Consider the following 25,772-nt stretch of genomic DNA (forward strand, 5'->3'; position numbering starts at 1 on the left):
CAATTCTTTTTTTCCAAGAAGTGTAAAAAAGATTTTTTGATTTATTGCTTAACCCTCTTGAAGTCAGGGGTAAAAATTTTGGTTGGTAGGAGAGCTTCCTGCCTATTATTAGAGGTTTAAATGGCTGTTTTATATGTAAACTTCATTTTGTTTATATTATAGAAATGTTAAAAAACTTCTATAAGTATTGTTTATTTGAAAATTAATATTCTTTTTTGATGCGAATATAAAAATCTATCCAACCAAAAATTACTAATAATGCAAATTCAAAAACTTGAAAAAACAATTCCTGAAGTTGTTCAGAAGCTAGAAAAATTAAAAATCGGAGACTCATTAGCAGCAGAGCTTACTTGGTGCTGGGGAAGTTTTAAGTATGATCATAATCCTGAGGGAGTAATAGAAAAGTCTCAGAAGGCTATTGAGCTCTTGAAAGAAGCAAGGGAAACTAATAGTAGAGCTGTATCTAAAAAGTTACTAGAAGATTTCGAAAAGTCTCTAAGCTAATAAAAAGAAAAGCTCACCATTTGGTGAGCTTTTCTTTTTTATCAATAGGGAATAAGCTTATTCGCCTACTACCACAAATTTCACGTCAGTTTTCACTTCTCTGTGAAGATCAACTTCTGCAGCAAATTCTCCTGCACCATCAACTGGTACATTGATAGAGATTTTCTTTCTGTCGATGTCGATTCCGTTTGCAGCTAAAGCGTCTGCAATTTGAAGAGTAGTCACTTTTCCGAAAATTTTACCTGATTCACCGATTTTCGCTTTGATTTCAAGCGTCAATGCTTGTAGTTTCTCAGCGATGTTCTCAGCTTCAGTTTTAATTTTTTCTGCTTTGTGAGCAGCTTGCTTGATGTTCTCGGCAAGGATTTTCTTGTTTGATCCTGTAGCTAGAACTGCGTATCCCTGAGGGATAAGATAGTTTCTACCGTAACCAGGCTTTACTTCAACCAAGTCATTTTTATAGCCAAGACCTTTGATGTCTGTTTTTAGAATGATTTCCATTTGTAATGATCTTTTGTGATTGGACGATACAAGACCGAATTATTTCAACCCATCGGTTACGAATGGCAACAAAGCCAAATGTCTTGCTTTTTTGATGGCATTAGCCACTTTCTTCTGATACTTTGCAGAGTTACCAGTAAGTCTTCTAGGAAGAATTTTACCTTGCTCGTTCACAAATTTCAACAAGAAGTTAGGATCTTTGTAATCAATGTACTTGATTCCATGCTTCTTAAAACGGCAGTATTTTTTTCTGATTTCGCCTCTATTGATTGGCTCGTTTACTAATGTCATTTGGCTTGCTCCTCCTTAGCTTCAGATTTTTTGTTAAACTCTCCTTTTCTTCTTCTTTCGGCATAAGCAATACCATGCTTTTCCAAAACAGTAGTCAAGAATCTCATCACTTTTTCATCTCTTCTAAATTCTAGCTCGAATTTGCTGATGATAGTTGGATCGGCCTTGAACTCAACCAAAACATAAAAACCTGTAGTCTTCTTGTCAATAGCATAAGCCATCTTCTTTAGACCCCAGTTTTCCACATTAATAACATCTGCTCCCTCTTCTTTTAGCAAGTTCACAAACTTGTCTACGGTATCCTTCATCTGAACATCAGACAAAACGGGAGTTAAAATGAATACCGTCTCGTAATTTCTTTGGAACATTTTTAAATGTGTTTAAGGAATTTGAATAAACAGACCGCAAAAGTAGGATAAATCATGCTGTTTTCCAAGTGTATGTAGAGATGAAAAAGTATAAAAATAAAAAAGCCTCTTGGTAGAGGCGATTTTTATTTAACTGAGAATGTTTTTGATCCTATTTGGTAGTTGTCAACAAAAATCCTGACTTCGTGAGTGCCTGAATTATAATCCGAACCTTTTTCATAGTAAAAGGTCAATTCCTGCTCTGTATTGTCAAAAATGATGTCCTGTCTGACAGTGTAAAATTCTTCGACACCGTCCATCATGAATGTTCCTGATCCTTTGGCTACATCGAAAATAGGTTGGGAGTTAGGGGCCAATATCTGGACGTAAACATTTCTGGGGCCTTTTTCTGCTACCTGATTGTCAGCAAGGTTAAAGCTTACTTTGATGCGTTCAATTTGCCTATTTCTGAAATCCTTGGTAGTCTCGACCCGTTCTTTACCCCTTGAATTTACCGCTGCAATATTGATATTTTCTGCTTTAAGCATGGCGGCAATATTCACTTTGGCCTGTAAGTCTTCTTTTTGAATATTCAATTGAGCTACCTCTTCTTCAATTTCAGCTTGAGTAGTCTTTAAATCTTGGTTTTCGGCATAGAGTTGTTGATTCATTGCACGAAGCTCTAAGATTTCTTGGTCTTTCTCTTCGATCAATCCGCTGTAGCTTCTGATTTTTTCATTTAAAACGGCAATTTCATTCGCACTTCTTTGTCTTGAAGTGTTTCTTTCTGCAATCAATTGATCTCTTACTTCTTCCAGTGCTTTCACATTCCCACCTAATTTTTCAATTTCTTGGATTCGAAGATCCAATTGATAAGTGACTGAATCCAACCGTTTATTCAATTCGTTGTTTTCTGTAGATAATAATAGTATCTCCTCAGTCTTTTTGCTTCTATCCACGTAATCAGTATAAAGCTTTATCCCACTGATGATGACTAAAAGCACCAAAACAATGATGATAATATTTTTACCTTGGTCTTTCTTTTCTGTGGATTCTGATTCGAAATTAGTGCTCATAATAAATTGAAATAGGACTTATTTTATGGCTTACCTAGACGAAAATTATTGGTCTCAGCGTTATTTAACCGGTACTACTGGCTGGGATATTGGATACCCTTCTTATCCACTTGTGCAATATTTAGACCAAATTGTAAATAAGGAGGTTGAAATTCTGATTCCAGGGGCTGGGAATGGGCTAGAAGCTGCTTATGCCTTTCAAAATGGCTTTAAAGACATCCATTTATTGGATTTTTCTTTGCATCCTCTTGAAAGCTTTAAAATGAAATTCCCGTCATTTCCGGAATCCCATATCCATCATGAGGATTTTTTCTACCATAATCATCAATATGATCTCATTTTGGAACAGACCTTTTTCTGTGCATTGGATCCTTCCCTGAGGATTCAATACGTAAACAAAATGTATGAACTGTTGAAGCCGGGAGGTAAATTGGTAGGCGTGTTATTTAATCAACATTTTGAGAAAGCAGGCCCTCCTTTCGGTGGGGACGTGAAAGAATATCAATCTTTATTTTCTAAGAAATTTGAGGAAGTGAAAATGGAACCATGTTACAATTCAATTCCAGAAAGGCAAGGCGCTGAATTATTTATTCAAATTCAAAAGTCAAATACCTAAAGTGAAGTGGTCTTTTTTTAATTTGGGATTAAAGAAGACAATTCCACATTCAAAAAAATCCAAACTCAAAAAGACTTGAGGGTGACTTTTTATTTCATCCCAGGCTTTGTTCATTTCCTTTGACCAATATATATCCCCTATGGCTATGATGCTGTCCTTGTGGATTTTTTCAAGGAGTAATCCAAAGTAGTTTGTGGCACCATAGTAAGTATGGTTGGCATCTATTAATGCAAAGTCTATCTGATCAAGAGTTGATAATATCTCTGGAAGTTTAGTGGAAATGTCTCCTAGGATATAGGAAGCATTGGTAAGTTGGGCAGTGGAACGGGCGATTTGTAGGATCTCTTCTGAACCTTCAAAAGTGTATAGATGACCTTTGGTAACTTTTGATAAATATTGAGTAGTAATCCCCATACAGGTCCCTAATTCAATCACCTGATTTGCTGGGGTTAGCTGGCAAAAATACTGGTAAAGCAATGCATATTTTTTTGAGCTGGTGCTATACCGGGTAATGTCCGATACTTTTCTTTGATGGGTATTAACTTTTTTAGAACCAGCTCCGAGATCTAGGACTTTAATGTTTTGAGAGGAGGAAAGTAGGTACTTCCTTACTGCCTCTATTTGTTGGTTGCTCGAAATTTGGGTTTTCAGGTAGTTTTGTAAATCCTGATAGACTTGAAATACAAATGGGGATTGTAGGGAGTATCCGTCTACTTTTTTGAGCCAATGGCTTAAAAAGGAGTAAAAAGAGAAGAAATTATTGATCAAATCAATTCTGGAAGATATTCGCAATCATTTGGAATTCAGGAACCTCTACTTCAATGCTTTTGCCATCAAATAATTTTTCCATGAAATAGATGCCTTTCATTTTCCCAAGTCCAGATTTCAGGTTGCAACCAGAAACATAGCTATGAGATTCGCCGGTCTCTAGTATTGGCTGTTGACCAACCACACCATCACCTTCCACGATTTTTAGGGTTTCTGCTGCATCATAAATCTCCCATTTCCTTCTTAATAATTGAACGGTATATGGGCTTTTATTTTGAATAGTTACTTTGTAGGTGAAAACATAATGGTGCTGATGCGGACTGGAAAATTCCGCTTGATAGGTAACCTCTACATTGACATGAATTCCTTCTGTGATAGCAGTAACCATAACTTGTTTATTTTAAAAAGAATGTAAAGATACAATCGGAAATTGGAAAATCAATATTTTGATCATGAATGTAAAAATTGAACCTAGTTGGAAAAAGGTGTTGGAACCTGTATTCCAAAGCGAATCATTTATAAATCTAACATCTTTTGTCAAAGAAGAATATTCAAGAGAGGATATTTTTCCCGAAGGAAAAAATATTTTTAACGCTTTTTGGCATTGTCCTTTGGATCAAATAAAAGTGGTCATTTTAGGTCAAGACCCTTATCATGGACCGGGTCAAGCTCATGGACTTTCTTTTTCAGTTAAACCCGGAATCCCATTTCCTCCTAGTTTATTAAATATCTTCAAAGAAATAAAAAATGATTTAGGGAAAGACCTTCCATCGAATGGGGACTTAACTCGGTGGGCTGATCAGGGTGTCTTTTTATTAAATGCTACTTTGACCGTAAGGGCTCACCAAGCGGGTTCCCATCAAAAAAAAGGCTGGGAGGAATTCACGGATGAAGTAATCAAAAAGGTCAGTGAAAAAAGGGATCATGTGGTATTTCTACTCTGGGGAGCTTATGCTCAAAAAAAAGCAGAACTTATAGATGCGTCTAAACATCTGATCTTAAAGGCTCCTCATCCAAGTCCACTCTCAGCACATCGTGGATTTTTGGGCTGTGGTCATTTTTCTAAATCAAATGAATATCTTATTTCTAAAGGGATAAATCCTATTGAATGGTAAATGAAAAGGCCGGAAGTTTTTTCCGGCCTTTAGCATTTTATTCGATTCCCTTAAAGAATCTACTCCAGCGTATTTTATTAAACATGGATTCGTACTTATCCAAGGATAACCATAAGAACCAAGCTTTACCTACAATGTGATCTTCTGGAACAAATCCCCAGAATCTGGAGTCTAAGGAATCGTGCCTGTTGTCCCCCATCATAAAGTAATAATCTTGTTTGAAAGTATAGTTTTCTACTTTTTGACCATCAATCATCAATGCTCCATCTTGCATCACTACTGAATCATGTCCTTCATATTTCTCTATTACCAAGAAATACTTTTCTAGATTCTCTTGTGTGAGTTGGATCGTCTCACCCGCAGCAGGAACTTTTAGAGGTCCGTAATGGTCCCTGTTCCATTTATAATTGGTATTGGCAGGGTAAATGGCAGGGTCTCTGAAATCTGCTCTTTCTATCCTTTTATTGACAGAAGTAACCACGGGAGAAGATTCAAGTCTTGAAATGACTTCTTCGGTAGCAAAGACTAAATATCCAGAGCCGTCTGTAAATGCCAAAAAGCTTTCAGGGTTTACTCCGTACTCCATAAAAAAGTCCGCATTCAATGGACGAGAAGTAATCACATCGTAAGAAAACTGCATCTCCTCAGGCTTCATCGCAGATTCCCCATTGATAAATAGTTCAGCACTTTTTATTTCGATTACATCTCCTGGTATCCCTACAGCTCTTTTGATGTAATTGGTCTTTAAATCCGGCGGATATTGAAATTCAACTGGATAATTAAATACTACCACATCATAGCGTTCTACATCACTAAAACCCGGAAGTCGGTAATAAGGAAGTTGAATTGCATCACTATAGGATGGGAGATCAGTCCCCCAGATTTTTTGATGCGTTAAAGGTACTTGAAGAGGAGTTTTAGGAATTCTAGTTCCATAATGCATTTTGCTTACAAACAAAAAGTCTCCTACTAATAGGGATTTCTCCATGGAAGCAGTTGGAATAGTAAAAGGCTCCAACAATAACCATCTTATCAAGCTTGCTGCCACTACAGCGAAAACCAAAGCATCGACCCATTCACGGGTAGGGGATTTTTTCTTTTTAGGTTGGCTCATTTTTAATTAAATAATTTCAGAAAGATAGAAAATCATCCATTGAAAGCACTCCTTTCTTTTCAGGAATCCACTCAGCAACCAATACTGCGCCAAGTGCAAACCCTTGTCTGCTATGAGCTGTATGAGTTATTTCTAGGTCATCAATAGGAGATTGGTATCTAATAATATGGGTGCCCGGTGCTGGATCAATCCTTTTTGAGGTGATCTCTACAGACTCTTCACTAGATGGAGTCTCTCCATTCAAATTCCAGGTGTTTTTCGAATTTAGATTTTTAATGATTCCCTCTGCCAACGTAATAGCAGTACCAGAAGGGGCGTCCTTTTTAGCAGTATGATGGATTTCCTCTATAGAGACTCCATAACCAGTAGTCTCGTTCATTAACTTGGAAAGGAATTCATTCACTTTAAAAAAGATATTGACGCCAATGCTAAAATTGGAAGCGTAGAAAAAGCTTCCGTTTTTATCGAGGGTCATTTTTTCAATTTCAGATTTTTTGTCCAGCCAGCCGGTGGTTCCAACTACTACAGGAACACCATGGTTGATTGCCCAAGAAATATTCTCAAAAGCGGCTTCAGGTTGGCTGAACTCGATGGCTACATCTACATCTTTAGGGTCTAGCTTCTGTAAATCCTCCTTGTTGTCGATATTTATTTTGCCAGCGATGGAATGGCCTCTGGATTCAGCGATTTCGCCGATAATCTTTCCCATTTTGCCATATCCAAGTAATAATATGTTCATTTTAAAATTTGAGTTTTAAAGATACTCCCATTGTATTGTTGTTTGCGGAGAGGTTTTCCATATACGGTTCTAAACCCAAAGCCAAATCTTCAGAAATATCAAAGCCTGAAAGATGAGCATCCACATTTGCATCAATCAGATTCAATGCATAAATACCGGCCAAAAGTAAGAAACATAAGTCTCTATTTCTTCTCCAATAATCCACATTCCTAACTAATGCCTCTCGATTCAAATTTGGGAAGTCATTTGAAATCCCATCATCGAAATCAAATAATGCTTGACGAAAAACTTGATACCGGCGATTATTAAACCGAATGAAGTAAATATCAGTCATAATTCCAGCATAAAGAATCGGGACTTTCCATGCTTTATTATTGTATACCTGCCCTGCTCCAGGTAGGATAGCAGACAATAAGGTGGCTTTTCTTGGGTTTTTTGGAAGATTGGAGTAGTCAGGTTTTTCCTTTTCTTCAGATTTCGGTCTTGACTCCACCTCTACTTGCTGAGCCATAGCTGACCAAGTTACAAATAAGGACAAAACCAAAAGTCCCATGAAGATCCATGGGGCTTTAATTTTAATAATTTTATGAAAATTTAAGGTTTTCAAAGGTCAAATGATTTCCAGTATTTCCAGAATTCGATTTAGATCTGATGTTGAAGTAAATGGAATTTTTATTTCTCCTTTGTTCTTGTCATTTGACTTGAGAGAGACTTTTGTTCCAAAATGTGAAGCCAGTCTTTGTTGAATTTTACTGATTTCGTACTTCTTTACAGGATCTAATTCAGGAGCAGATTTTTTCTCAGGTTTACCTTCATTCAAAGCTTTTACCAAAGCCTCTACTTTCCTAACACTTAATTCTTCCTCAACCGCTTTTTTAAAAATAGCTAATTGCTTATCAACATCCTCTATATTGATCAAGGCTCTCGCATGCCCCATTGAAATTTGTTGGTCTCTGATAGCAGCTTGAATGGTTGGTGGAAGTTTTAGCAGTCTCAGGTAATTATTAACCGTTGTTCGGTTTTTACCGACTCTATCCCCCAATTGCTCTTGCTTCAAATCGCATTCAGCAAGTAGTCTTTGATAGGAGTGAGCAATTTCCAAAGCATTTAAATTTTCTCTTTGGATGTTTTCTATCAATGCCATTTCCAGCATTTGCTGATCATTGGCAGTCCTTACATAAGCAGGGATTTGTGCCAAACCAGCCAGCTTGGATGCTTGGAATCTTCGTTCTCCGGAGATTAACTGATATTCATTGGTATCAAGTTTTCTTACCGTGATGGGTTGAATGATCCCTTGAACTTTGATGGATTCAGACAGTTCGCTTAGCGCATCTTTATCGAAATGTACTCTTGGTTGAAAAGGGTTTACCTGAATTTGATCCAATGGAATCTCGAAAATTCCAGTTTTCACTACTTCCGGTAGAATTTCCTCAGACTTGTGCTTAGCAGGACTATCCTCCAGTAAAGCTCCAAGGCCTCTGCCAAGTGCACTTTTTTTTCGATTTGGCTTATTGTCTGACATAATTAACTATTCACTTTTTGAAGATCATTCTTTTGGGCAATTTCATTCGCCAAGTTTAAATAAGCGACTGCCCCTTTGCCTTCCGCATCAAATGCAATTGCAGGAAGGCCAAAAGAAGGCGCTTCACTCAAACGTACATTCCTCGGTATAATTGTCTCGAAGACCATGTTCTTAAAATGCATTCTCACTTCCTCCACTACTTGGTTGGAAAGTCGTAGACGCACGTCATACATTGTCAACAAAATCCCTTCAATTTCCAAATCTGGGTTCAGTCTTGTCTGGATAATTTTAATGGTGTTCAGGAGTTTTCCTAAACCTTCCAAAGCAAAGTATTCACATTGAACAGGAATAATCACGGAGTTGGCTGCAGTAAGGGCATTGATGGTAATCAATCCTAGGGAAGGAGAACAATCTATAATAATGAAATCGTATTGTTCCCGAACATTCGCAATTACCCCACGCATCTTTTCTTCACGATTATCCAAATTAATCATTTCTACTTCAGCTCCCACCAAATCAATATGAGAAGGAACTAAATCCAGGTACTCAAGCTCTGTTTTAATGATGATTTCATTGATGTCGATTTCATCCACCATACATTCATAAATGCTGGTATTGATTGATTTGGGATCTTGTCCTAAACCAGATGTAGTATTTGCTTGTGGATCTGCATCGATCACCAAGGTTTTATATTCCAGTACAGCAAGGCTGGCAGCGAGATTCATCGCAGTTGTGGTTTTTCCCACACCACCTTTTTGATTGGCAATGGCAATGATTTTTCCCATGTTAATTTTTTCTCGGGTAATTGAATACCAATATTAAGCAAAATCAATTCTTTTATGGCTGATGAAGTCGGTTTTTTTGAACTGACAATAGAATTGGTATTTGTTCGTTTAGCAGATTGTTTTTTTTAAGTAGAAGTTATAAGTGTCGATAAATCAAGTTTTTGCAACAGGGTTGGAGAGCTTTTTCAGAAAATGTTCTGCTACAAAATTTTAGAAATTTTATTAAACTGTCATTTAATGTCAGAACTTTTTATGTAGGACAAATGGCCTAAATAAAAAAAGGAGCTCTTTGGAAGCTCCCTTTAAATTTATTTCTTTCTATTGGCATCAGCAGCTTTCATAGCTTCCTCTAGCTTTTGCTGAAATTTAGATTTCTTTTTATTGACATTTTTGGCCTTGCTTTCTTCCACTTTTGCTCTGATTTTATCATCATCTACAAACAGTTTGATTAATGCCTGCTGACCAAATGTCACCATGTTGGATACGAAGTAATAGAAACTCAATCCAGCAGGGTAGGAGTTCAAGATAAACATGAACATTACCGGCATGATGTACCCAAGGTTTTTCATTGGTCCCTGAGCGGTGGTCAGTTGATTATTGAAATGTGTATAGATCAACTGTGAAACCGTCATCAATAAGGTAAACAAACTGACGTGTGATCCATAGAATGGAATTGTAAAAGGCAAATTGATAAAGGTATCGTACGTCGATAAGTCACTTGCCCAAAGGAAAGATTCTTGCCTAAGTTGTATTGCATTAGGAAAGAAGAAGAACATGGCAAACAGGAATGGCATCTGCAATACCATTGGTAGACAACCTGAAATAGGACTTACTCCCAATTGACCAAAAAGCTTCATTTGCTCTTGTTGCATTTTGGTTTGGTCATCTCCGTATTTTTCCTTCAACTCATCAATTTCCGGTTTGATTACCCGCATTTTAGCCATCCCTATGTAAGATTTATAGGTCAATGGAGAGAGGGCAAGCTTAATGATCAATACTATAAGAATAATGATGACCCCGTAATTGCTGAAATACTTTTCAAGGAAAGCGAATAGGTTGACAATGATGTACTTATTCACCCAGCTCACAAAGAAGTATCCCATGTCGACATTCTTTTCGAAGCCTTCAGTTACTTTCTTTAACGTTTTATAATTGTCAGGACCAAAGTAATAGGTGTAGTTTGCTGATCCATCTTTTAGAGGAATACTTAAAGACGCCTCCATAGATCTGACGATGGAGCTATCCTGTGGAGTACTTTGTGCGAGACTTACATTCTGAAATGAATCCTCAGCTATGATACCTGCTGTAAAGAAGCGCTGGCTGAATCCAATCCACTTTACTGGCTCTGCAACTTGTTCTTGTTCTAGGTCATCACCAACTCCCAAGTTTTCATAAGAACCTGAGCTCAAATAATAATTAACCTGAGATTTTCTCCTGGATTCAGCTAAATCTTTTTCTTGGGCTTTTACCAAATCAGACCACGCTAATTGGATATTGTCACCAGTGAAGAAGCCATTAAAACGTTCAATTTTGAATGACTTGTTTACTTCATAGGTTCCGTCTTTAAGCTTGAAAATATGAGAAATTTTCCCGCTCTCAGTAGCTGCACTTAGAGTCAGAATATGGGTGGTAATACCCTCTTCATCCTGTTCAGTACTTGCTTCAGAAGTATAGTATAGCTCATTCAAGGAAATATTCCCCATTCTACTTTCTATGCTAAAGTCCATTGTTGAACTTTCAGCATCAAGAAGCAATAAAGGTTCTTCTTTCCAATTCTTGAATTCTTTCAGGTTTACTTCATCTACTATCGCTCCTTTAGTTGAAATAGCAACCTGTATGAGATCGTTTTCTAGGGTGACTTGGTTTTCCTCTCCTGAAGTCAAAGTGGCTACAACACCATATTTAGCGATTTTTTCCGCTGAAACTAAGCTGTCGCTTTCTGCTAGAACCTGACTTTGCATAGCAGGTTGAGGTTCCTGAGTTGCGCTTTCCGTTTGAACTGGAGTTTGTGTCTCTTCTACTGGAATTTCTGGGCCACTCGCAAAGAAAAAGGAGTAGATTAGAATTACTGCAGCAAAAAGGATTAAACCTGTCGCTTGATTTTTGTCCATAATAATAGGATAGTATCGGGAATTAGATCCCGCAAATAAACTGTGTTACTTTAATTTTTTATTATCAATTGCCGCTTGAATGAATTTCACAAATAGAGGCTGTGGGTTTAAAACAGTACTTTTGTACTCTGGATGGAATTGAACGCCAACAAACCATGGATGGTTTTTGATTTCAACGATTTCCACTAGCCCAGTGTCAGGGTTTTTACCAGTTGCAAGCATTCCATTTTTTTCAATTTCCTCTAAGAAATCATTATTGAATTCATAGCGGTGACGATGTCTTTCCTGGATTTTGGTTTTTCCATAGGCATTGAATGCTTTGCTTCCCTTTTTCAAATCGCATGCATAGGATCCTAAACGCATGGTTCCACCCATTTGGTCAATTTTCTTTTGCTCTTCCATCAAAGCAATAACTGGATAAGGATTATAAGGATCCATTTCAGTACTATTGGCTTTGGCATGGCCCAATACGTTTCTGGCAAATTCTATAACTGCAACTTGCATTCCTAAGCAAATACCAAAGAATGGGATTTTATTCTCTCTCGCATATTTTACAGTCTCAATTTTTCCTTCAAAACCTCTTTCACCGAAACCTGGAGCTACAAGGATACCATCTAATTCCTCAAGCTTCTCCATATAATTTCCTGCATTGATTTCTTCAGAGGACATCAATTTGAGATTGACATGACACTCGATGGAAGCTCCAGCATGGGTAAAGGATTCAATGATGGATTTGTAGGAATCTGGTAAGGATACATATTTACCGATCAGACCAATCGTTACTTCCTGAGTAGGGTTTTTAAGTTTGCCCAAGAAGTCTTTCCAGTTTTCAAGATCTGTATTCTCCTTAGAGGAAAGCTTCAATTTGGTCATGACTCTTTCATCCAATTTTTCCTTTTTCATCAATAAAGGAACATCATAGATGGAGTCGGCATCCATTGCTTCAATAACGGAGTTAAGTTGAACGTTACAGAACAATGCCAACTTCTTCTTCACATCATTTGGAAGATGGTGCTCAGTTCTACAAACCAAGATGTCTGGTTGGATACCTGCCTCTAGGAGTTGTTTAACTGAATGTTGAGTGGGTTTGGTTTTTAATTCTTTTGCTGCTTTTAAGTAGGGGATAAGCGTAAGATGGATTACTAGAAAATTATTAGCTCCTAAATCCCATCTGGCCTGTCTTACAGCTTCTATAAAAGGGAGGGATTCAATATCACCTACACAACCCCCAATTTCCGTTATGACTACATCGTATTTACCATCTTCTCCAAGCTTATAGAAATTAGCTTTGATTTCATCCGTGATATGTGGAATTACTTGAACGGTCTTTCCAAGGAATTCACCTTTACGTTCTTTGGTAATGACATTGTTGTAAATTCTCCCGGTCGTAACATTATTGTTCTGAGAAGTGGTAATATTCAAAAACCGCTCATAATGTCCAAGATCCAAATCAGTTTCAGCTCCATCATCGGTCACGTAACATTCTCCATGCTCATATGGATTTAATGTTCCTGGATCGATATTGAGATAGGGGTCGAATTTTTGGATGGTTACTTTAAATCCTCTGGACTGTAGCAATTTGCCAAGAGAGGCGGCAATGATGCCTTTTCCAAGTGAGGAGGTAACCCCTCCTGTAATGAATATGTATTTTGTTGATGATCCCATAAGAATGGAGGCAGAATGATTTTTGGTTTAATTCTTATGGGGCTCAAAATTACGGAAAATTCCCGATTAAGGGCTTTTATCCTTTTGATTTTTCTCATTTTCCGAAAAAGGATTTTCCAGGACTTAATCTAAAAGCAAGTTCGCTTCTCGACAATAAGTGACAAAAATTATTTCATTTGAAATCTGGAGAGCCAAATACTAGTGGTTTAAAAGAGTTCTTCAATCAATTTCAGTTGATGTTTTGCCATTATTCTATTTTGATATTTATTGACGTTTTAAGTTTTCCTGTTGAAATGAGTTGATAATCAATTGATTCATTGGAATTGTAATATATGCTTAATGACTTTTATATGTTAAGTTTTTTTAAAAATTAAGTGTAATCCATAGATGGACATTTTAAAAAAAAAATCGTCTATTATTTAAATAATTTAAAGAGTGACTTCGTTTAAAACGAATATGTAGTTCACGAATAAAAAATATCAAACCTAAAAGGAATATTTATTGCAAATGCCGTAATGAATGGTTCTTTTTAATTCATGGAAAAATAATTTGAATACAATGGACCCGAAAAAATAAGATTTGAATTGATTTTAAATTTGGGTTGTATGAACACTGATTGTTTAATAGTTATTCATTTTAGATCCTTTTTTGAGAAAATTATTTTTTAATATGTATAAATGAGTTTAATTATATTAAAATTTATTAGATGAGTTTTTCCAATTTAGTTATTTATATATATTGCATGAATAAAAAACAATCGGACAAACTATTCGAATTATGAAAGACTTAATTAAAGAATCTATTAGCGACCTAAAGAAAAGTGACGGCTTTGTTTATGTGACTGCTGAAGGTGAAAAAATAGATTTACATGAGGCTGCTGCAAAAGGAATAGCAGTAACTCCAGTGAATCCAAAAAGCGAGGTGATCAAAAAGCTTGAAGCTGCAGGTTTAGATCTAACAGATTCTAAATTTTTAAATGACCTAAATGAATTAATCTCCCTTTTAAGTGGTTCTGGTTCTACAAAAGGAAAGTCTGGCAAAAGAAGGACTTTTTCCGATTCTGAAAAAAGCAAAATAGTAGAAGAGTGGAAAAAAGTCGAAGCTGCAGGAAAGAAGACCAAAGCGGCTTTTGCAAGAGAGATTGGAGTAGGCTATCAAACTTTTATTAATTGGTTAAGAGATTAATATCCAGTTTAATATCATTAAAAAGGCAGCCCTTGAGCTGCCTTTTTTTATTGCAAATCATATTTTTTCCTTAAATAAATTATCCAAGTTCCCATTAAAAAACAAAAAGCAAATAAGGAAGTATTAAATACTGGTCCCAATTGTATTTTAGGGAAGTATAATTTAGGTAAACTGATGGAAACCGGACTTGAAAGCAAATTTGATAGATTGTTCAAATAAGGCGTTGAACTTTCTTGGCCAGGCAAAAATAAAACAGTGATCAATACTAAAGAAATAATTCCTAAACCTATTAATTTTAAAATTCTTGGTGAAATTAAAGGTTGATATGCAATTGTTTTATTTGCTTCTATGCGAGAAAGTATTCTTTGATGAAAATCCATAGAAGGGGATTCGTTTCCTGCTTCTGAAAAAAGTTTTTTCATTAAAGCATCTTCCTGATTAGTTAGATTTTTCATAGCAAATTGATTAATTCCTGCTTGGTTATCTTTTGTAAAGAGGATAACATGTTTTTTCGACCTCTATGCAAAAGTATTTTAATATGTGATTCAGTCAGATCTGTTATTTGTTCTATTTCTTTTATGCTTTGTTCTTCTAAATAGAATAAAGTCAATACAGCTGACTCTGTTGGCTTCAGGTTATTTAACGCTTTTTTGATCAATTGTTTTCTCTCCTGATTATGCAATAGGTTTAGCCCATTCACAAATTCTGTAGGAGCTTCTTCTGTTTCGAGGATCAGGTCTAATTCAATGATGTCTTTTTTGGATTTTCTCAATCGACCCAAAGACTCATGGTAGACTATCTTATAAAGCCAAGTAGTAAATTTAGATTTTCTTTCAAAAGTCTTAAGCGCACTATAGACTTTCATAAATGCATCCTGCGTAGCTTCCTCCGCTTCTTCATGATTTCTCAAGATTCTATAGCTTAAAGTAAAGGCATACTTTTCGTGCTTTTGGATCAATTGCCCAAAAGCATTTAAGTTGCCCTGTAAGGTCTCTTCTATATAGTGGAGGTCTTCTTTGAAATGCATTTTTACCTTAGATGCGAAAACTTCCTAAGAAGTTACGAAATATTTTATTTTAGTTTTTGTAACCTTTTGTGGTGTTGCTCCCATCAAAGAAAATAAAACCTAAAAAATATACTTATGGACGCAACCACAGTTCTTGTAAACCTGATAATCTTCTCCTCTTTATTTGGGATTATCTATGTATACCTAACAAGTAGAAATAAAGAAAGATTGGCGCTAATTGAAAAGGGCGCAGATGCCTCTGTTTTTAATTCAGGAAGGAAATTTAGTTTCTCTGAGGGTATTTTGAATATTGCTTTGCTTGCAATTGGAATCGGTGTAGGAGTTCTTATTGGAGCTAGCTTGGAACAAGGGGGAATGGATTCAGATGTTTCATATCCTGCCTGCATATTTATTTTCGGTGGGTTAGGATTGCTGGTTAGCTTCTTCATCAATCGAAAACTTGCGAAACAGGAAAACTAAACCAACTTGTTTTAATCTTGAAAACCTCCTTTAATCGGGAGGTTTTTTTGTTTGAATTGGCTAGAAAAGGGTTGCTCTCAATATTCTGATTATTTTTGTGACAAAAAAACAGACATTGGACCATTCAGAGTATCTAAAATTATTTAGAAAAGAAGGCAAGCTTTCCATCCAAGAAGGAAATGGAAATACCATAACCATCCTGTCTCAGGATCAATGGTCCCCATCCATGGGAAATGACTGGGTTTATTTATTGTTTGATCTATTCCAGATCAGAACAATCTGTGAGCCTTTTTCTGAGGTCTCTTTGGATATCGTTGAGTTTGCTTCCAAACCGACGATTTACCATAGCAAGCCAAATCAGATTTTGAAAGAGGGACCAAGAGGAAATGAATTGATCAAGTTTTCATTAATTCGAGAGCCGAATTGGAATAAACTACTTTTTCAAATTTCACAGCCTGTATTAGTGAAGTTACATTCTGATGTAAAGCCTGAGGTCAAAACCAATATTTATTTCCCTTTATTCAGCACCACTACAAAAGAGATGTATCTGGGAGCGGAAGGGGATGTGAAAATATTAAAAGGATGAATTTTAAAGCACATTTAGAAGGGATAGAAGTCTTTGAAAAAGTTGCAAAAGCAGCAGAGAAGCTAAATGTGGAAGCATTTGTAGTGGGAGGCTATGTCCGTGATCTCATCTTAGAAAGGGATAAAAAATCAAAAAAGGACATTGATTTCACTTGTGTAGGAAGTGGGATCGCATTGGCAAAAGAAGTAGCAGAGAGCTATGAAGAACATGTTCCTCTTTCCGTTTTTAAGAATTTCGGAACGGCCATGATCAAGTTAGATGATTGGGAGCTTGAGTTTGTAGGGGCCAGAAAAGAGTCTTACCGTAGTGAATCCAGAAAACCTATTGTAGAAGATGGCACTCTTCAAGAAGATCTTGAGAGAAGGGACTTCACCATCAATGCCATGGCCATTTCCTTAAATAAAGAAAACTATGGGGAACTGTTAGATCCTTTGGGGGGGCTCAATGACATCAAAAGAAAAATCATCAGGACTCCTTTGGATCCTAATGTGACCTTCTCAGATGATCCGCTTCGAATGATGAGAGCTGTCCGTTTTGCTTCTCAGTTGAATTTTGATATTGATGCGGATACATTTTATGCACTAACCCAAAATGCTTCCCGGCTCAAAATAATTTCGAAAGAAAGAATTATTGACGAGTTGAATAAGATTTTATTGGAACCCAAACCTTCTTACGGATTTAAGCTGTTGTTTGCTGGAAAACTACTTCATGAGTTTTTTCCGGAAATGGTGGATCTTCAAGGAGTTGATTCTGTAGATGATAAATCCCACAAAGATAATTTCTATCATACCTTACAGGTGTTGGATAATGTGTCCCAGATGAGCGATGACCTCTGGTTGAGGTGGGCTGCAGTATTACATGATATAGCAAAGCCTGCTACAAAACGTTTTAACTCAAAGGTGGGATGGACCTTCCACGGGCATGAGGACAAAGGGGCCAAAATGACTCCGGGAATCTTTCGGAGATTAAAATTGCCAATGGACGATCGTATGAAGTTTGTCCAAAAGTTAGTCCGCTTGCATTTAAGGCCTATTGCCCTTGTAAAAGATGAAGTAACTGACTCTGCCCTTAGAAGACTTTTATTTGATGCCGGGGATGACATTGATTCCTTAATGAAGCTTTGTAGAGCAGACGTAACATCCAAAAACAATAGACGTGTAAAGCGATATCTTGACAACTTTGATAAAGTGGAAAAGAAATTGCTAGAAGTAGAAGAGAAAGATCAAGTGAGGAATTTCCAACCTCCGGTTTCTGGAGAAGAAATTATGCAAACTTTCGGACTATCTCCATCAAAAATCGTGGGAGAGATAAAAGAAGAAATTAAAGAAGCTATATTGGAGGGCAAAATTCAAAATAAGCCCGAAAAGGCAAGAGCATTGATGTTTGAAATAGCCAAGTCGAAAGGCCTATTTCCAATCAATGAACTTCCAAAATCATCATCAAAATAAATTAATCGAAAAATGAAGCGCGTATTATTCATGCTGCTCCTGGTCCTTTGTGCCAGCCCAATTATTGCCCAAACAGCAGATTCTATCCCTAGATTGGATCAGAAAACCAGAAAAGTTTTGAATACCCAAGATCAGGCATCTTACCAATTGGCTTTGCGCTATGCAGACCCATTAGTGGCCAGAACAAAACTATATGAATTAATGGTGAGGAACCCAGAAGATTTGCGGTATCCAGAGCTATTAGCAGGATTATATTTTGAAAATAACCTGTATACATCTGCTGCTTTGGTGGCAATGGATATATTAAGTGTAAATGATAAAAGTGTAGGTGCTTTAGAAATAGCAGCATATTCCTTAGAGCAAGTTGGTGCTTTGGATAGAGCATTGCCGCATTTTGAAAGCTTGTACCTTTTGACTGGAGATAATTTTAGTCTTTACAAGTCAGCGTTTATCCAATATTCATTAAAACGTTATGACGAAGCTTTAAATTCAACAAATATGTTGATTAAAAATGCAAAAGCTGATGATAAGATTGGATTCAATACCTCTGAAGGTGCTACTCAAGAGGTGAGCATGAAAGCAGCTGCTTTAAATTTGAAAGGAATGATTTATTTGGATAAAGGATCAAAGCCAGAGGCTAAAACTGCTTTTGAAGAAGCCATTCAATTAGACTCTACTTACGAATTAGCTAAAGAGAACTTGAAAAAGGCACAATAAACTGTCGAGTTTTCATCAAAAAAAGAGAGCTGAATTTCAATTCAGCTCTCTTTTTTTTGATGTTATTTTTAATTTAAAAGAATAAAAAGTAAGCGACTGTGGTAGGTAAAAGAGAGGTAGTAAAGCTTAAAAGCAAAATTTTGGAATAATTAGATACAATGTGTTTTTTATGAGAAACTTGATCAATTTCTATTGAAACTTTTGGTTGGATTACTTCTTGAATGAGTGAGAGTGAACCGAAAAAATAAACAGTAAGTAATAATAATAAACTAGCTACAAGTTCCATGTCGATCTCTTTTTTACAAATTTAAAATTCTGTAGAGTTTTAGAGACCAGAATATTAAAACTTAACAATTTGATAATAAGCAAAAAAGCGACTCATTTGAGTCGCTTTATTTTACTTTCTAATCTTAGCTATTATTTGATGGCTACCTGATCTATGGTTCCATCAGGGTCACCGATAACTGCCCCTCCATCTCTTGGATTGTTCCATATCAGGATTCCACAAACATGGGGGGATGCCATAGAAGTACCACTATAGCTTGCATATCCTCCAGGAACAGTGGATAAAACCCCAACTCCGGGAGCAGCAAAATCTATAGGAGGGTTACCGTAATTAGAGAATGAAGCATAAACATCACTACTGTTTATTGCAGAAACAGTGTAAATATTATTTCCATTGGCACGTGCAGGTGAAGAATTATTTGCATCAGAAGATTCATTCCCAGCAGCTAATGCTACTTTTACCCCACTTGCTCCTAATGCTTCAACAGCGGCATCAAGTGCAGAGGATGCGGGACCTCCCAAGCTCATATTTGCTACATCTCCGGCAGAGGCATTGCCTGCAACGAAGTTCACTCCTGCGATGACACCAGAATAAGAACCTGATCCTCTAGAGTCTAAAACCTTTACGGGAACAACTTTTACTCCTGCAGCTACACCTACTACTCCGATTTCATTATCGATTGCGCCTACTGTTCCTGCGACGTGAGTTCCATGACCATTTCCATCCACTGCGATGTCTGCATCTTTTCCTTTTGAAAATGCATTAAATCCAAGGTTGGCATCCACATTCAAATCTTCATGACTTGAGTCAATACCCGAATCAATGATATAGGCTTTCTTTGTTCCTGTATAGGCCTGACCTCCTCCAACACGTGTAATACCGTAAGGGGTTTCTTGCCCAGAAGGAGTGCCTCCTCCTCCGTTTCCTGGTCCTTTTCCTGGAGGTGGTGCCAAAGCAATTACTCTATCTGGTTCAACAGATTTGATAGAAGGATCTTTTGCTAAAATTTCTGCTTGGTCATCCGTTAAAGTAACTGAAAAACCTTCAATACTGCTTCCGTAAACATATCCTAAACTCTCTTCAGAGATTCTATACTTGGCTAGAAGTTCAGAGCCGGTTTTTCTCATCGCAGCTTGCACTGCATCGAAAGACATATCTTTTCTAAAGTTTAAACCGGTAGGTTGTAAAGTCACGATGAACTTCCCGGGGATAATGTCTCCATGATTATATCCGATAAATTCTACAGTGTCGGATGATAGAGGCGATTCATCTTGGGGCTGACAAGAAAATGCCAAAATCCCCAAGGATAAGCCTGCAAATAGCAATGGCTTTCTCCAAAGTTTGTTTTGGTAATTCATAAGTTGTTTGGTTAAAAATTGGTGATTTAGACACCAGATTGGTTGATATTTGGTTTTAAGAGTTTAAAATGTCATGAAATTTTGAGTTAAAACCAATTATTCCTATCAAAAAATATAAGTCAAAAAAAATGGCCTCAATTTCTTGAGGCCAAAATGCATTTATTTGATGATCTGTTCTTCTATCATTTTTCCCGTTCTGACTTTTCGGTCCAAAGTACTTCCTATGTCTACTCGATCAAGAGTTTCAAACCTACCAGAAGATGGAGTTCCAGTAATTTGGGAAATTGCCGTTCTCAATAATAGTTCAGTAATATCTCCAAGTGGTCTCAATCTTTCAGAAGACTCTTTTACTGAGATGTTAGGAGTAAATCCTGTTGTATAATCTGATTGGTCAAGACTATTAAAGCTTCTACTAACGATAGGTAATAAACCGTAAGGATTCTCGGGATTTTCTTCATCTTCAAATGGAATGGATCCTACATTCTTTCCATAGGTTTTATCTCCAATTAAGAAGACATCCATATAGGGTTTCAATCCATTAATGACTAATTCAGAAGCTGATGCTGTACGAGGGGAAGTCAAAATATAAACTCTGTTGCCATCCAAAATATTACCCAGATTCTGAGTTTTGGATCTAAAGTTGGTTTTGACATCACTCAATTCAGGAATCTCCGACATTAAAAAGCTATTGTATTTAGTTTTTGAGAAAATATCCGTGGTAGTTACAGCAGGAGCAATCAAACTTGCCAAATTAGTGGCAGAGGTAACATATCCACCTCCATTATACCTGAAGTCGATTATTAAGTGATTGATATTTTCAGATTTGAATTTCGCAAAAATCTCATCGACCTGATCATCATATGTTGTACTTGTTCCTCCATTGCCTGGGGCAAAGAAGTTATACATGAAATACCCTATTTTTTCTCCATCGATGGTATATATAGTATCGATGTAATTAGGGTTTTCAGCCAATTGAATAGTTTCCAAAGTCAATGGAGGTTGCTGTTCGTATACCAAAGTGGTAGGATTCAAGCTCAGGTAAGTGATGGAATGCTGAGATTCGATCTCACTTAATAAATCCCGATAGTTATCAGTGGTAATTTGGGTCCCATTAATCTTCGTGATGATGTCTCCTCTTACTAATCCGGCACTCTCTGCAGGACTCCCTTTTTTAACGTAAGAGATCTCTGCAATGACATTTGTGCTTCCTTGACTTTCTAAGTAAAGTTGGAATTCATATCCAGCTTCCAATGTCACCCCACTTAAATTATTGATTAATTCCTGATAATCAGGGTAGATGACAGAGAATCTGTCTGTGGGCTTATAAAGTAATGCATTAAAATAATCCTCTGGATCAGAATCGTCAGCTATTGGCGTCCCTAGGTTGTCAAGCCAATAATATACCTCATCCATTACATCAAGAATCCAGTTGTTCACAGCTGTATCTGATCCTTGATCAATTACTGGTTCAGTGTCCTCTTTATCCTTACAGCTCCAACCAAATACGAATAATGAAAGAAGTAAGGATAGTTTAAGTAATTTGGTTAATTTCATATGATTTGTGTTAAAGGGCTCTATATGAACGAAATAAGGAGAGGGATGTTTGAATTTATTTAATAAGTTGATCCAAAAGAAACATCATGGGTTTTACTATCCAATAATTTTCCATTTTCACATTTTAAGACTCTATAAGGGTACTTACGTAATAACTCATGGTTATGGGTTGCCATCAAGATAGCCGTTCCTTTTTTATTGATCTCCTGAAATAATTTGAAGATTCCATCGGCTACATCCGGGTCAAGATTTCCTGTAGGTTCATCGGCTAATAAAATGGATGGTTCATTCAGCAATGCCCTCGCAATCACTACTCTTTGTTGTTCTCCTCCTGACAATTGATGTGGCATTTTGCTAGCGGCATTGTTTAATCCTACTAATAAAAGAACTTCTGCCATTCTAGCTTTGATTTTTGAAGAATCTTTCCATCCTGTCGCCTTCATGACAAAAATGAGGTTTTCAGCAACAGTTCTGTCATTGAATAATTGAAAATCCTGAAAGACGATTCCGATTTTCCTTCTTAAGTAAGGGATTTCCTTAGTTTTTATTTTGGTAAGGTCAAACCCTGCGATTTCTACCTTTCCACTTTTGAGCTCTAGATCTGCATACAAAGTTTTGAGAAGTGAACTTTTACCACTTCCAGTTCTACCTATCAAAAAAACAAACTCATGGGGTTCTATGGAGAAGTCCACATCAGATAGAATAGGTTCTATTCCCTGGAAGATAGTGGCACTGCTAATTTGCAATACCGGATCAGTACTGAAATCCATTATTTAAAGATCTAATTTTTGAAGTTTACCAAAGGGCAGTCCCTGAATCAATGACTCCAACTCCTCCTCTTTTCCCTCTAGACCAAATTTCTCAATATTCTTTAAGGGTCTATCTGCTCTAAAATAGGCAACCAATACGAAATTTTCATCTCGTATTTGGATGTAATCAGGGATTTTTGCTTTGCCTTTTACTTTAATGATGTACATATGGGGAAATTAAAAAAAAGACCGACAATAGTCGGCCTTCTTCAGATTATTTTCCAGCCGCTTTCGCATGATCAGCCAGAAACTGTGCCAATCCTGAATCGGTCAAAGGATGATTTAATAAGCCTGTAATTACTTTCAAAGGACAAGTAACCACATCGGCTCCAATTTCAGCACATTTAATCAAGTGCATGGTATGTCTTACAGATGCTGCTAAAACTTCAGTATTATAGCCATAGGTCTGATAGATGTGTACGATTTGCTCAATCAGTTGAAGTCCGTCGAAAGAAATATCGTCCAATCTTCCGATAAAGGGAGAAAGATAGGTAGCTCCTGCTTTGGCTGCTAGGATAGCTTGACCTGCAGAAAATACCAATGTACAATTGGTTCTGATTCCTTCACTATGGAAATATTTGATTGCTTTTACCCCATCTTTAATCATTGGGATTTTAACCACAATTTTGTCGTCAATTTTTGCGAGTTCCTTGCCTTCCTTGATCATTCCTTCAAAGTCAGTGGAAATAACTTCAGCACTCACTTTGTCATCTACGATATCGCAAATCGCTTTATAATGGTCTCTTACTGCGCTTTCGCCACTGATTCCTTCTTTTGCCATTAAAGAAGGATTGGTGGTAACTCCATCCAATACGCCTAAATCATAAGCTTCTCTGATATCATTCAGATTAGCAGTGTCGATAAAGAATTTCATGTTTGATAAATTAAAATAGGTGTGAATTTGATTTTCTTCCTTCGGGATGTTCCAAAAATCAGGAAAGTCCTATATAAGGCAGAAATCCAAGGTTAAATAGATTTAATTGCCTGAGCAAAGTTAGAAGATTAATCAAGATTAGGAACCAGAATTAAGATGGCTTCACAAAAAAATGGGCAAAAAAAGAAGCGGCATCGCACCGCTACAACCGCCTACCCTTGCTTCCTTCCGGACCTGGGGGATTCAGCAGGAGCTGGTCGTGCCGCTAGGCCACAAAGGTAAGTCAAAAATTACGGTTTACAATCCTTAAACGCATTATTTGCTTAAATTATGCCTGGTGACACTGAATATCAGGCGAATAATTTAAGCGCCAACTTATTTCTGTCAAGTTTTAGATAAATGAAGTTGGAATTCCAATGGACTACAGGTCTTAAATTCATCCTCCTCTAAATCCTCAAAAATCTCTTCGTCAAATTCCATGATGGTCTTTTCCACCTTTCCATCCGGGTGAATAATCAATTCTGTTCCAGTATAATCATTTGGATTTACTTGTACGAGCACTTGATAATCATCGAAAACTCTCTTGAAATACTGAAATAATGTGGTAGCCATGGATTAAACTTGATTTTTTTTTCAAAAATAAGCGTAAAATTTTGAAAAGAAGTTTTGCCATATCAGATCCGTTTCTAAATTTGTCCGAAACTTATGAAAACAATAGCAGCAACATATTGGTGGTGGCATTTCGATTCTTTCCAAGGGGAAGCTCAGAAAGCCCGTGCCTAAAGATTGTTGCACGAAATATTAAGGCTTGCTGGAATTCCCAGTAAGCCTTTTTTTATGATCAAAAAACCCTAACAATGTCCCAGTCAAATTTTCAAATCATCACATCTTACCGGAAGCGGTTAGCAGATACAATTACTCCGGTAAGTATCTACTTACAAATAAGGGATAGATTTGTCAACCCGATTTTATTGGAAAGCTCAGATTATCATGGACAGGAAAACAGCTATTCCTATATCTGCTTTAATCCCTTGGCAACTTTTACTTTTAATGCAGGTCAGGTAGAAGAAAAGCTTCCAAATGGTGAAACGGAAATGTATTCTGTAAGCAGTAATTTAAAGCTTATGGATAGTCTTAGGGCTTTTGGTAATAAATTTTCAAGAGAATCCGACAGCTTTAAGTTTAGTACGAATGGACTTTTTGGATACATACAGTATGACACTGTCTCTTATTTCGAGGATATCCAACTAAAAAATACCAAGCCTGGTGATGTCCCAATGCTTCAATACGCAGTTTATCAAAATATCATCGTAGTAGATCACTACAAGAATGAGCTGCATATGTTCGAGCATCAGGTAGAAGGCTATGAGGAAGAGCCTCAGTTAGATGAAATTGAAATCCTGTTAAATAATAAAAATATTCCTTCTTACTCATTTAAAAGAATAGGAGAAGAAACTTCCAATTATTCTGATGAAGAGTTTTTGAAAATCCTTAATGAAGGGAGAGAGCATTGTTTTAAAGGGGATGTGTTTCAAATAGTTTTATCAAGAAGATTTAAAACAGCCTTCAAAGGAGATGAATTTAATGTTTACCGAGCATTACGATCTGTAAATCCATCTCCCTATTTATTTTATTTCGACTATGGGTCTTTTAAAGTTTTTGGAAGTTCGCCAGAAGCTCAGATTGTAGTAAAGAATAAAAAAGCCACCATTTTCCCTATTGCAGGAACCTTCAGAAGAACAGGGAATGACCAAGAAGATGCGGTATTGGCAAGAAAACTATATGACGACCCAAAAGAGAATTCTGAACACGTGATGTTAGTGGACTTGGCAAGAAATGATTTATCAAGATCTTCTATTCATGTCAATGTGGAAGTGTTCAAGGAAATTCAATATTATTCCCATGTGATCCATTTGGTCTCTAAAGTGACTGGAGAGCTCACTCCTGGAGCCAATCCACTCCAATTAGTAGCAGATACATTCCCGGCAGGTACGCTTTCCGGAGCTCCAAAATACAGGGCGATGGAATTGATAGATGAACTGGAAAATACTTCCAGGGAATTTTATGGAGGGGCCATAGGGTATTTGGGCTTTAACGGAGATTTTAATCACGCCATCCTAATCCGGTCCTTTGTTTCTGAAAATAACTATTTACGTTTTCAAGCAGGTGCTGGTGTTGTCGCAAAATCTTCCATCCCTTCTGAATTACAAGAGGTTTCTAATAAGCTCGAAGCACTTAGAGTGGCTTTAAGAGCAGCAGAAAGTATTTAATTGTCAAGGGCTAATAACTGAATAGAAAAATAATAAGTAATAACA

The 25,772-nt window shown here is 36.8% G+C and carries 30 protein-coding genes and 1 other RNA gene; 9 read left to right on the forward strand and 22 right to left on the reverse strand.

What is annotated here, in order from left to right:
* Positions 1-258: 258 nt before the first annotated feature.
* On the forward strand, positions 259-504 hold the full coding sequence (locus tag BUR11_RS18590; RefSeq protein ID WP_074226513.1) for a hypothetical protein: 246 nt from the start codon (positions 259-261) through the stop codon (positions 502-504).
* 57 nt (positions 505-561) lie between these two features.
* On the opposite strand, the gene rplI is transcribed toward BUR11_RS18590, so the two are convergent.
* From rplI to BUR11_RS18610, 4 genes are all read right to left on the reverse strand, one after another.
* Complete coding sequence (rplI, locus tag BUR11_RS18595) at positions 562-1,005, reverse strand: 50S ribosomal protein L9 (RefSeq protein ID WP_074226514.1); 444 nt, start codon at positions 1,003-1,005, stop codon at positions 562-564.
* A gap of 39 nt (positions 1,006-1,044) precedes the next feature.
* Positions 1,045-1,296 carry a 30S ribosomal protein S18 gene (gene rpsR / locus BUR11_RS18600; RefSeq protein WP_074226515.1) on the reverse strand — a complete coding sequence of 84 codons (252 nt, stop codon included), beginning with the start codon at positions 1,294-1,296 and terminating at the stop codon, positions 1,045-1,047.
* Positions 1,293-1,664, reverse strand: a complete 372-nt coding sequence (gene rpsF, locus BUR11_RS18605; RefSeq protein ID WP_074226516.1) for a 30S ribosomal protein S6 — start codon at positions 1,662-1,664, stop codon at positions 1,293-1,295. Before rpsF ends, rpsR begins: the two co-directional genes overlap by 4 nt.
* A 125-nt stretch (positions 1,665-1,789) precedes the next feature.
* Complete coding sequence (locus BUR11_RS18610) at positions 1,790-2,719, reverse strand: hypothetical protein (RefSeq protein WP_074226517.1); 930 nt, start codon at positions 2,717-2,719, stop codon at positions 1,790-1,792.
* A 25-nt stretch (positions 2,720-2,744) separates the two neighbouring features.
* Between BUR11_RS18610 and BUR11_RS18615 the strand changes: the two genes are divergently transcribed.
* The gene (locus BUR11_RS18615; RefSeq protein WP_074226518.1) at positions 2,745-3,335 is read left to right on the forward strand and encodes a methyltransferase; all 591 of its coding nucleotides are present in this window, start codon (positions 2,745-2,747) and stop codon (positions 3,333-3,335) included.
* Here the strand turns inward: BUR11_RS18615 and BUR11_RS18620 are convergent.
* Both BUR11_RS18620 and apaG read right to left on the reverse strand, forming a co-directional pair.
* Complete coding sequence (locus BUR11_RS18620) at positions 3,324-4,127, reverse strand: O-methyltransferase (protein ID WP_234982199.1); 804 nt, start codon at positions 4,125-4,127, stop codon at positions 3,324-3,326. The two genes, BUR11_RS18615 and BUR11_RS18620, sit on opposite strands and share 12 nt — an antisense overlap.
* Positions 4,105-4,491, reverse strand: a complete 387-nt coding sequence (gene apaG, locus BUR11_RS18625) for a Co2+/Mg2+ efflux protein ApaG (protein ID WP_074226519.1) — start codon at positions 4,489-4,491, stop codon at positions 4,105-4,107. The genes BUR11_RS18620 and apaG overlap by 23 nt, the downstream gene beginning before the upstream one ends.
* Before the next feature lie 64 nt (positions 4,492-4,555).
* Between apaG and ung the strand changes: the two genes are divergently transcribed.
* Entirely contained in the window at positions 4,556-5,218 is a 663-nt protein-coding gene (ung, locus tag BUR11_RS18630; RefSeq protein WP_074226520.1) for a uracil-DNA glycosylase, read from the forward strand.
* Positions 5,219-5,255: 37 nt separating this feature from the next.
* On the opposite strand, the gene lepB is transcribed toward ung, so the two are convergent.
* From lepB to BUR11_RS18665, 7 genes are all read right to left on the reverse strand, one after another.
* Entirely contained in the window at positions 5,256-6,332 is a 1,077-nt protein-coding gene (lepB, locus tag BUR11_RS18635; protein WP_074226521.1) for a signal peptidase I, read from the reverse strand.
* A 16-nt stretch (positions 6,333-6,348) separates the two neighbouring features.
* The gene (gene dapB / locus BUR11_RS18640; RefSeq protein WP_074226522.1) at positions 6,349-7,071 is read right to left on the reverse strand and encodes a 4-hydroxy-tetrahydrodipicolinate reductase; all 723 of its coding nucleotides are present in this window, start codon (positions 7,069-7,071) and stop codon (positions 6,349-6,351) included.
* 1 nt (position 7,072) lies between these two features.
* Positions 7,073-7,582, reverse strand: coding sequence for a DUF5683 domain-containing protein (locus BUR11_RS18645; RefSeq protein ID WP_317045295.1), 510 nt, complete (start codon positions 7,580-7,582; stop codon positions 7,073-7,075).
* Positions 7,583-7,681: 99 nt separating this feature from the next.
* A complete protein-coding gene (locus BUR11_RS18650; protein WP_074226523.1) occupies positions 7,682-8,593 on the reverse strand; it encodes a ParB/RepB/Spo0J family partition protein in 912 nt (303 codons plus the stop codon).
* A 2-nt stretch (positions 8,594-8,595) separates the two neighbouring features.
* Entirely contained in the window at positions 8,596-9,378 is a 783-nt protein-coding gene (locus tag BUR11_RS18655; RefSeq protein ID WP_074226524.1) for a ParA family protein, read from the reverse strand.
* Between the two features lie 308 nt (positions 9,379-9,686).
* Positions 9,687-11,489, reverse strand: a complete 1,803-nt coding sequence (gene yidC / locus BUR11_RS18660) for a membrane protein insertase YidC (protein ID WP_074226525.1) — start codon at positions 11,487-11,489, stop codon at positions 9,687-9,689.
* Between the two features lie 45 nt (positions 11,490-11,534).
* On the reverse strand, positions 11,535-13,154 hold the full coding sequence (locus tag BUR11_RS18665; RefSeq protein WP_074226526.1) for a CTP synthase: 1,620 nt from the start codon (positions 13,152-13,154) through the stop codon (positions 11,535-11,537).
* 777 nt (positions 13,155-13,931) lie between these two features.
* Between BUR11_RS18665 and BUR11_RS18670 the strand changes: the two genes are divergently transcribed.
* Positions 13,932-14,339: a hypothetical protein gene (locus BUR11_RS18670; protein WP_074226527.1), complete on the forward strand. Its 408-nt coding sequence runs from the start codon at positions 13,932-13,934 to the stop codon at positions 14,337-14,339.
* A 47-nt stretch (positions 14,340-14,386) separates the two neighbouring features.
* Here the strand turns inward: BUR11_RS18670 and BUR11_RS18675 are convergent, their stop codons facing one another.
* Together BUR11_RS18675 and BUR11_RS18680 are read right to left on the reverse strand one after the other, a co-directional pair.
* On the reverse strand, positions 14,387-14,794 hold the full coding sequence (locus BUR11_RS18675; RefSeq protein WP_074226528.1) for a hypothetical protein: 408 nt from the start codon (positions 14,792-14,794) through the stop codon (positions 14,387-14,389).
* Positions 14,791-15,366, reverse strand: coding sequence for an RNA polymerase sigma factor (locus BUR11_RS18680; protein WP_074226529.1), 576 nt, complete (start codon positions 15,364-15,366; stop codon positions 14,791-14,793). The genes BUR11_RS18675 and BUR11_RS18680 overlap by 4 nt, the downstream gene beginning before the upstream one ends.
* A gap of 114 nt (positions 15,367-15,480) precedes the next feature.
* Here BUR11_RS18680 and BUR11_RS18685 point away from each other — a divergent pair, with 114 nt between their 5' ends.
* The 4 genes from BUR11_RS18685 to BUR11_RS18700 all read left to right on the forward strand — a co-directional run bounded on the left by BUR11_RS18685 (position 15,481) and on the right by BUR11_RS18700 (position 18,576).
* Entirely contained in the window at positions 15,481-15,825 is a 345-nt protein-coding gene (locus BUR11_RS18685; protein WP_074226530.1) for a DUF6249 domain-containing protein, read from the forward strand.
* A 97-nt stretch (positions 15,826-15,922) separates the two neighbouring features.
* The gene (locus tag BUR11_RS18690; protein ID WP_143186079.1) at positions 15,923-16,411 is read left to right on the forward strand and encodes a hypothetical protein; all 489 of its coding nucleotides are present in this window, start codon (positions 15,923-15,925) and stop codon (positions 16,409-16,411) included.
* Positions 16,408-17,859, forward strand: a complete 1,452-nt coding sequence (locus BUR11_RS18695; RefSeq protein ID WP_074226532.1) for a CCA tRNA nucleotidyltransferase — start codon at positions 16,408-16,410, stop codon at positions 17,857-17,859. Before BUR11_RS18690 ends, BUR11_RS18695 begins: the two co-directional genes overlap by 4 nt.
* Before the next feature lie 12 nt (positions 17,860-17,871).
* Positions 17,872-18,576: a tetratricopeptide repeat protein gene (locus BUR11_RS18700; RefSeq protein WP_074226533.1), complete on the forward strand. Its 705-nt coding sequence runs from the start codon at positions 17,872-17,874 to the stop codon at positions 18,574-18,576.
* A gap of 417 nt (positions 18,577-18,993) precedes the next feature.
* On the opposite strand, the gene BUR11_RS18710 is transcribed toward BUR11_RS18700, so the two are convergent.
* The 7 genes from BUR11_RS18710 to BUR11_RS18740 form a co-directional block, all read right to left on the reverse strand.
* The gene (locus tag BUR11_RS18710; protein WP_074226535.1) at positions 18,994-20,220 is read right to left on the reverse strand and encodes a S8 family serine peptidase; all 1,227 of its coding nucleotides are present in this window, start codon (positions 20,218-20,220) and stop codon (positions 18,994-18,996) included.
* A 159-nt stretch (positions 20,221-20,379) separates the two neighbouring features.
* The gene (locus tag BUR11_RS18715) at positions 20,380-21,774 is read right to left on the reverse strand and encodes a S41 family peptidase (RefSeq protein WP_074226536.1); all 1,395 of its coding nucleotides are present in this window, start codon (positions 21,772-21,774) and stop codon (positions 20,380-20,382) included.
* Positions 21,775-21,833: 59 nt separating this feature from the next.
* Positions 21,834-22,544: a cell division ATP-binding protein FtsE gene (locus tag BUR11_RS18720; RefSeq protein ID WP_074226537.1), complete on the reverse strand. Its 711-nt coding sequence runs from the start codon at positions 22,542-22,544 to the stop codon at positions 21,834-21,836.
* Between the two features lie 3 nt (positions 22,545-22,547).
* Positions 22,548-22,751 carry a fructose-6-phosphate aldolase gene (locus tag BUR11_RS18725; protein ID WP_074226538.1) on the reverse strand — a complete coding sequence of 68 codons (204 nt, stop codon included), beginning with the start codon at positions 22,749-22,751 and terminating at the stop codon, positions 22,548-22,550.
* Between the two features lie 46 nt (positions 22,752-22,797).
* Positions 22,798-23,457 carry a fructose-6-phosphate aldolase gene (fsa, locus tag BUR11_RS18730; protein WP_074226539.1) on the reverse strand — a complete coding sequence of 220 codons (660 nt, stop codon included), beginning with the start codon at positions 23,455-23,457 and terminating at the stop codon, positions 22,798-22,800.
* A 182-nt stretch (positions 23,458-23,639) separates the two neighbouring features.
* Positions 23,640-23,726, reverse strand: an RNA gene (gene ffs / locus BUR11_RS18735) — signal recognition particle sRNA small type.
* A 115-nt stretch (positions 23,727-23,841) separates the two neighbouring features.
* Complete coding sequence (locus BUR11_RS18740) at positions 23,842-24,069, reverse strand: hypothetical protein (protein ID WP_074226540.1); 228 nt, start codon at positions 24,067-24,069, stop codon at positions 23,842-23,844.
* Positions 24,070-24,314: 245 nt separating this feature from the next.
* Here BUR11_RS18740 and BUR11_RS18745 point away from each other — a divergent pair, with 245 nt between their 5' ends.
* Positions 24,315-25,727: an anthranilate synthase component I family protein gene (locus tag BUR11_RS18745; RefSeq protein WP_074226541.1), complete on the forward strand. Its 1,413-nt coding sequence runs from the start codon at positions 24,315-24,317 to the stop codon at positions 25,725-25,727.
* The last annotated feature ends 45 nt before the right edge of the window (positions 25,728-25,772 follow it).

It is taken from the genome of Algoriphagus halophilus, from assembly GCF_900129785.1.
GTDB lineage: Bacteria > Bacteroidota > Bacteroidia > Cytophagales > Cyclobacteriaceae > Algoriphagus > Algoriphagus halophilus.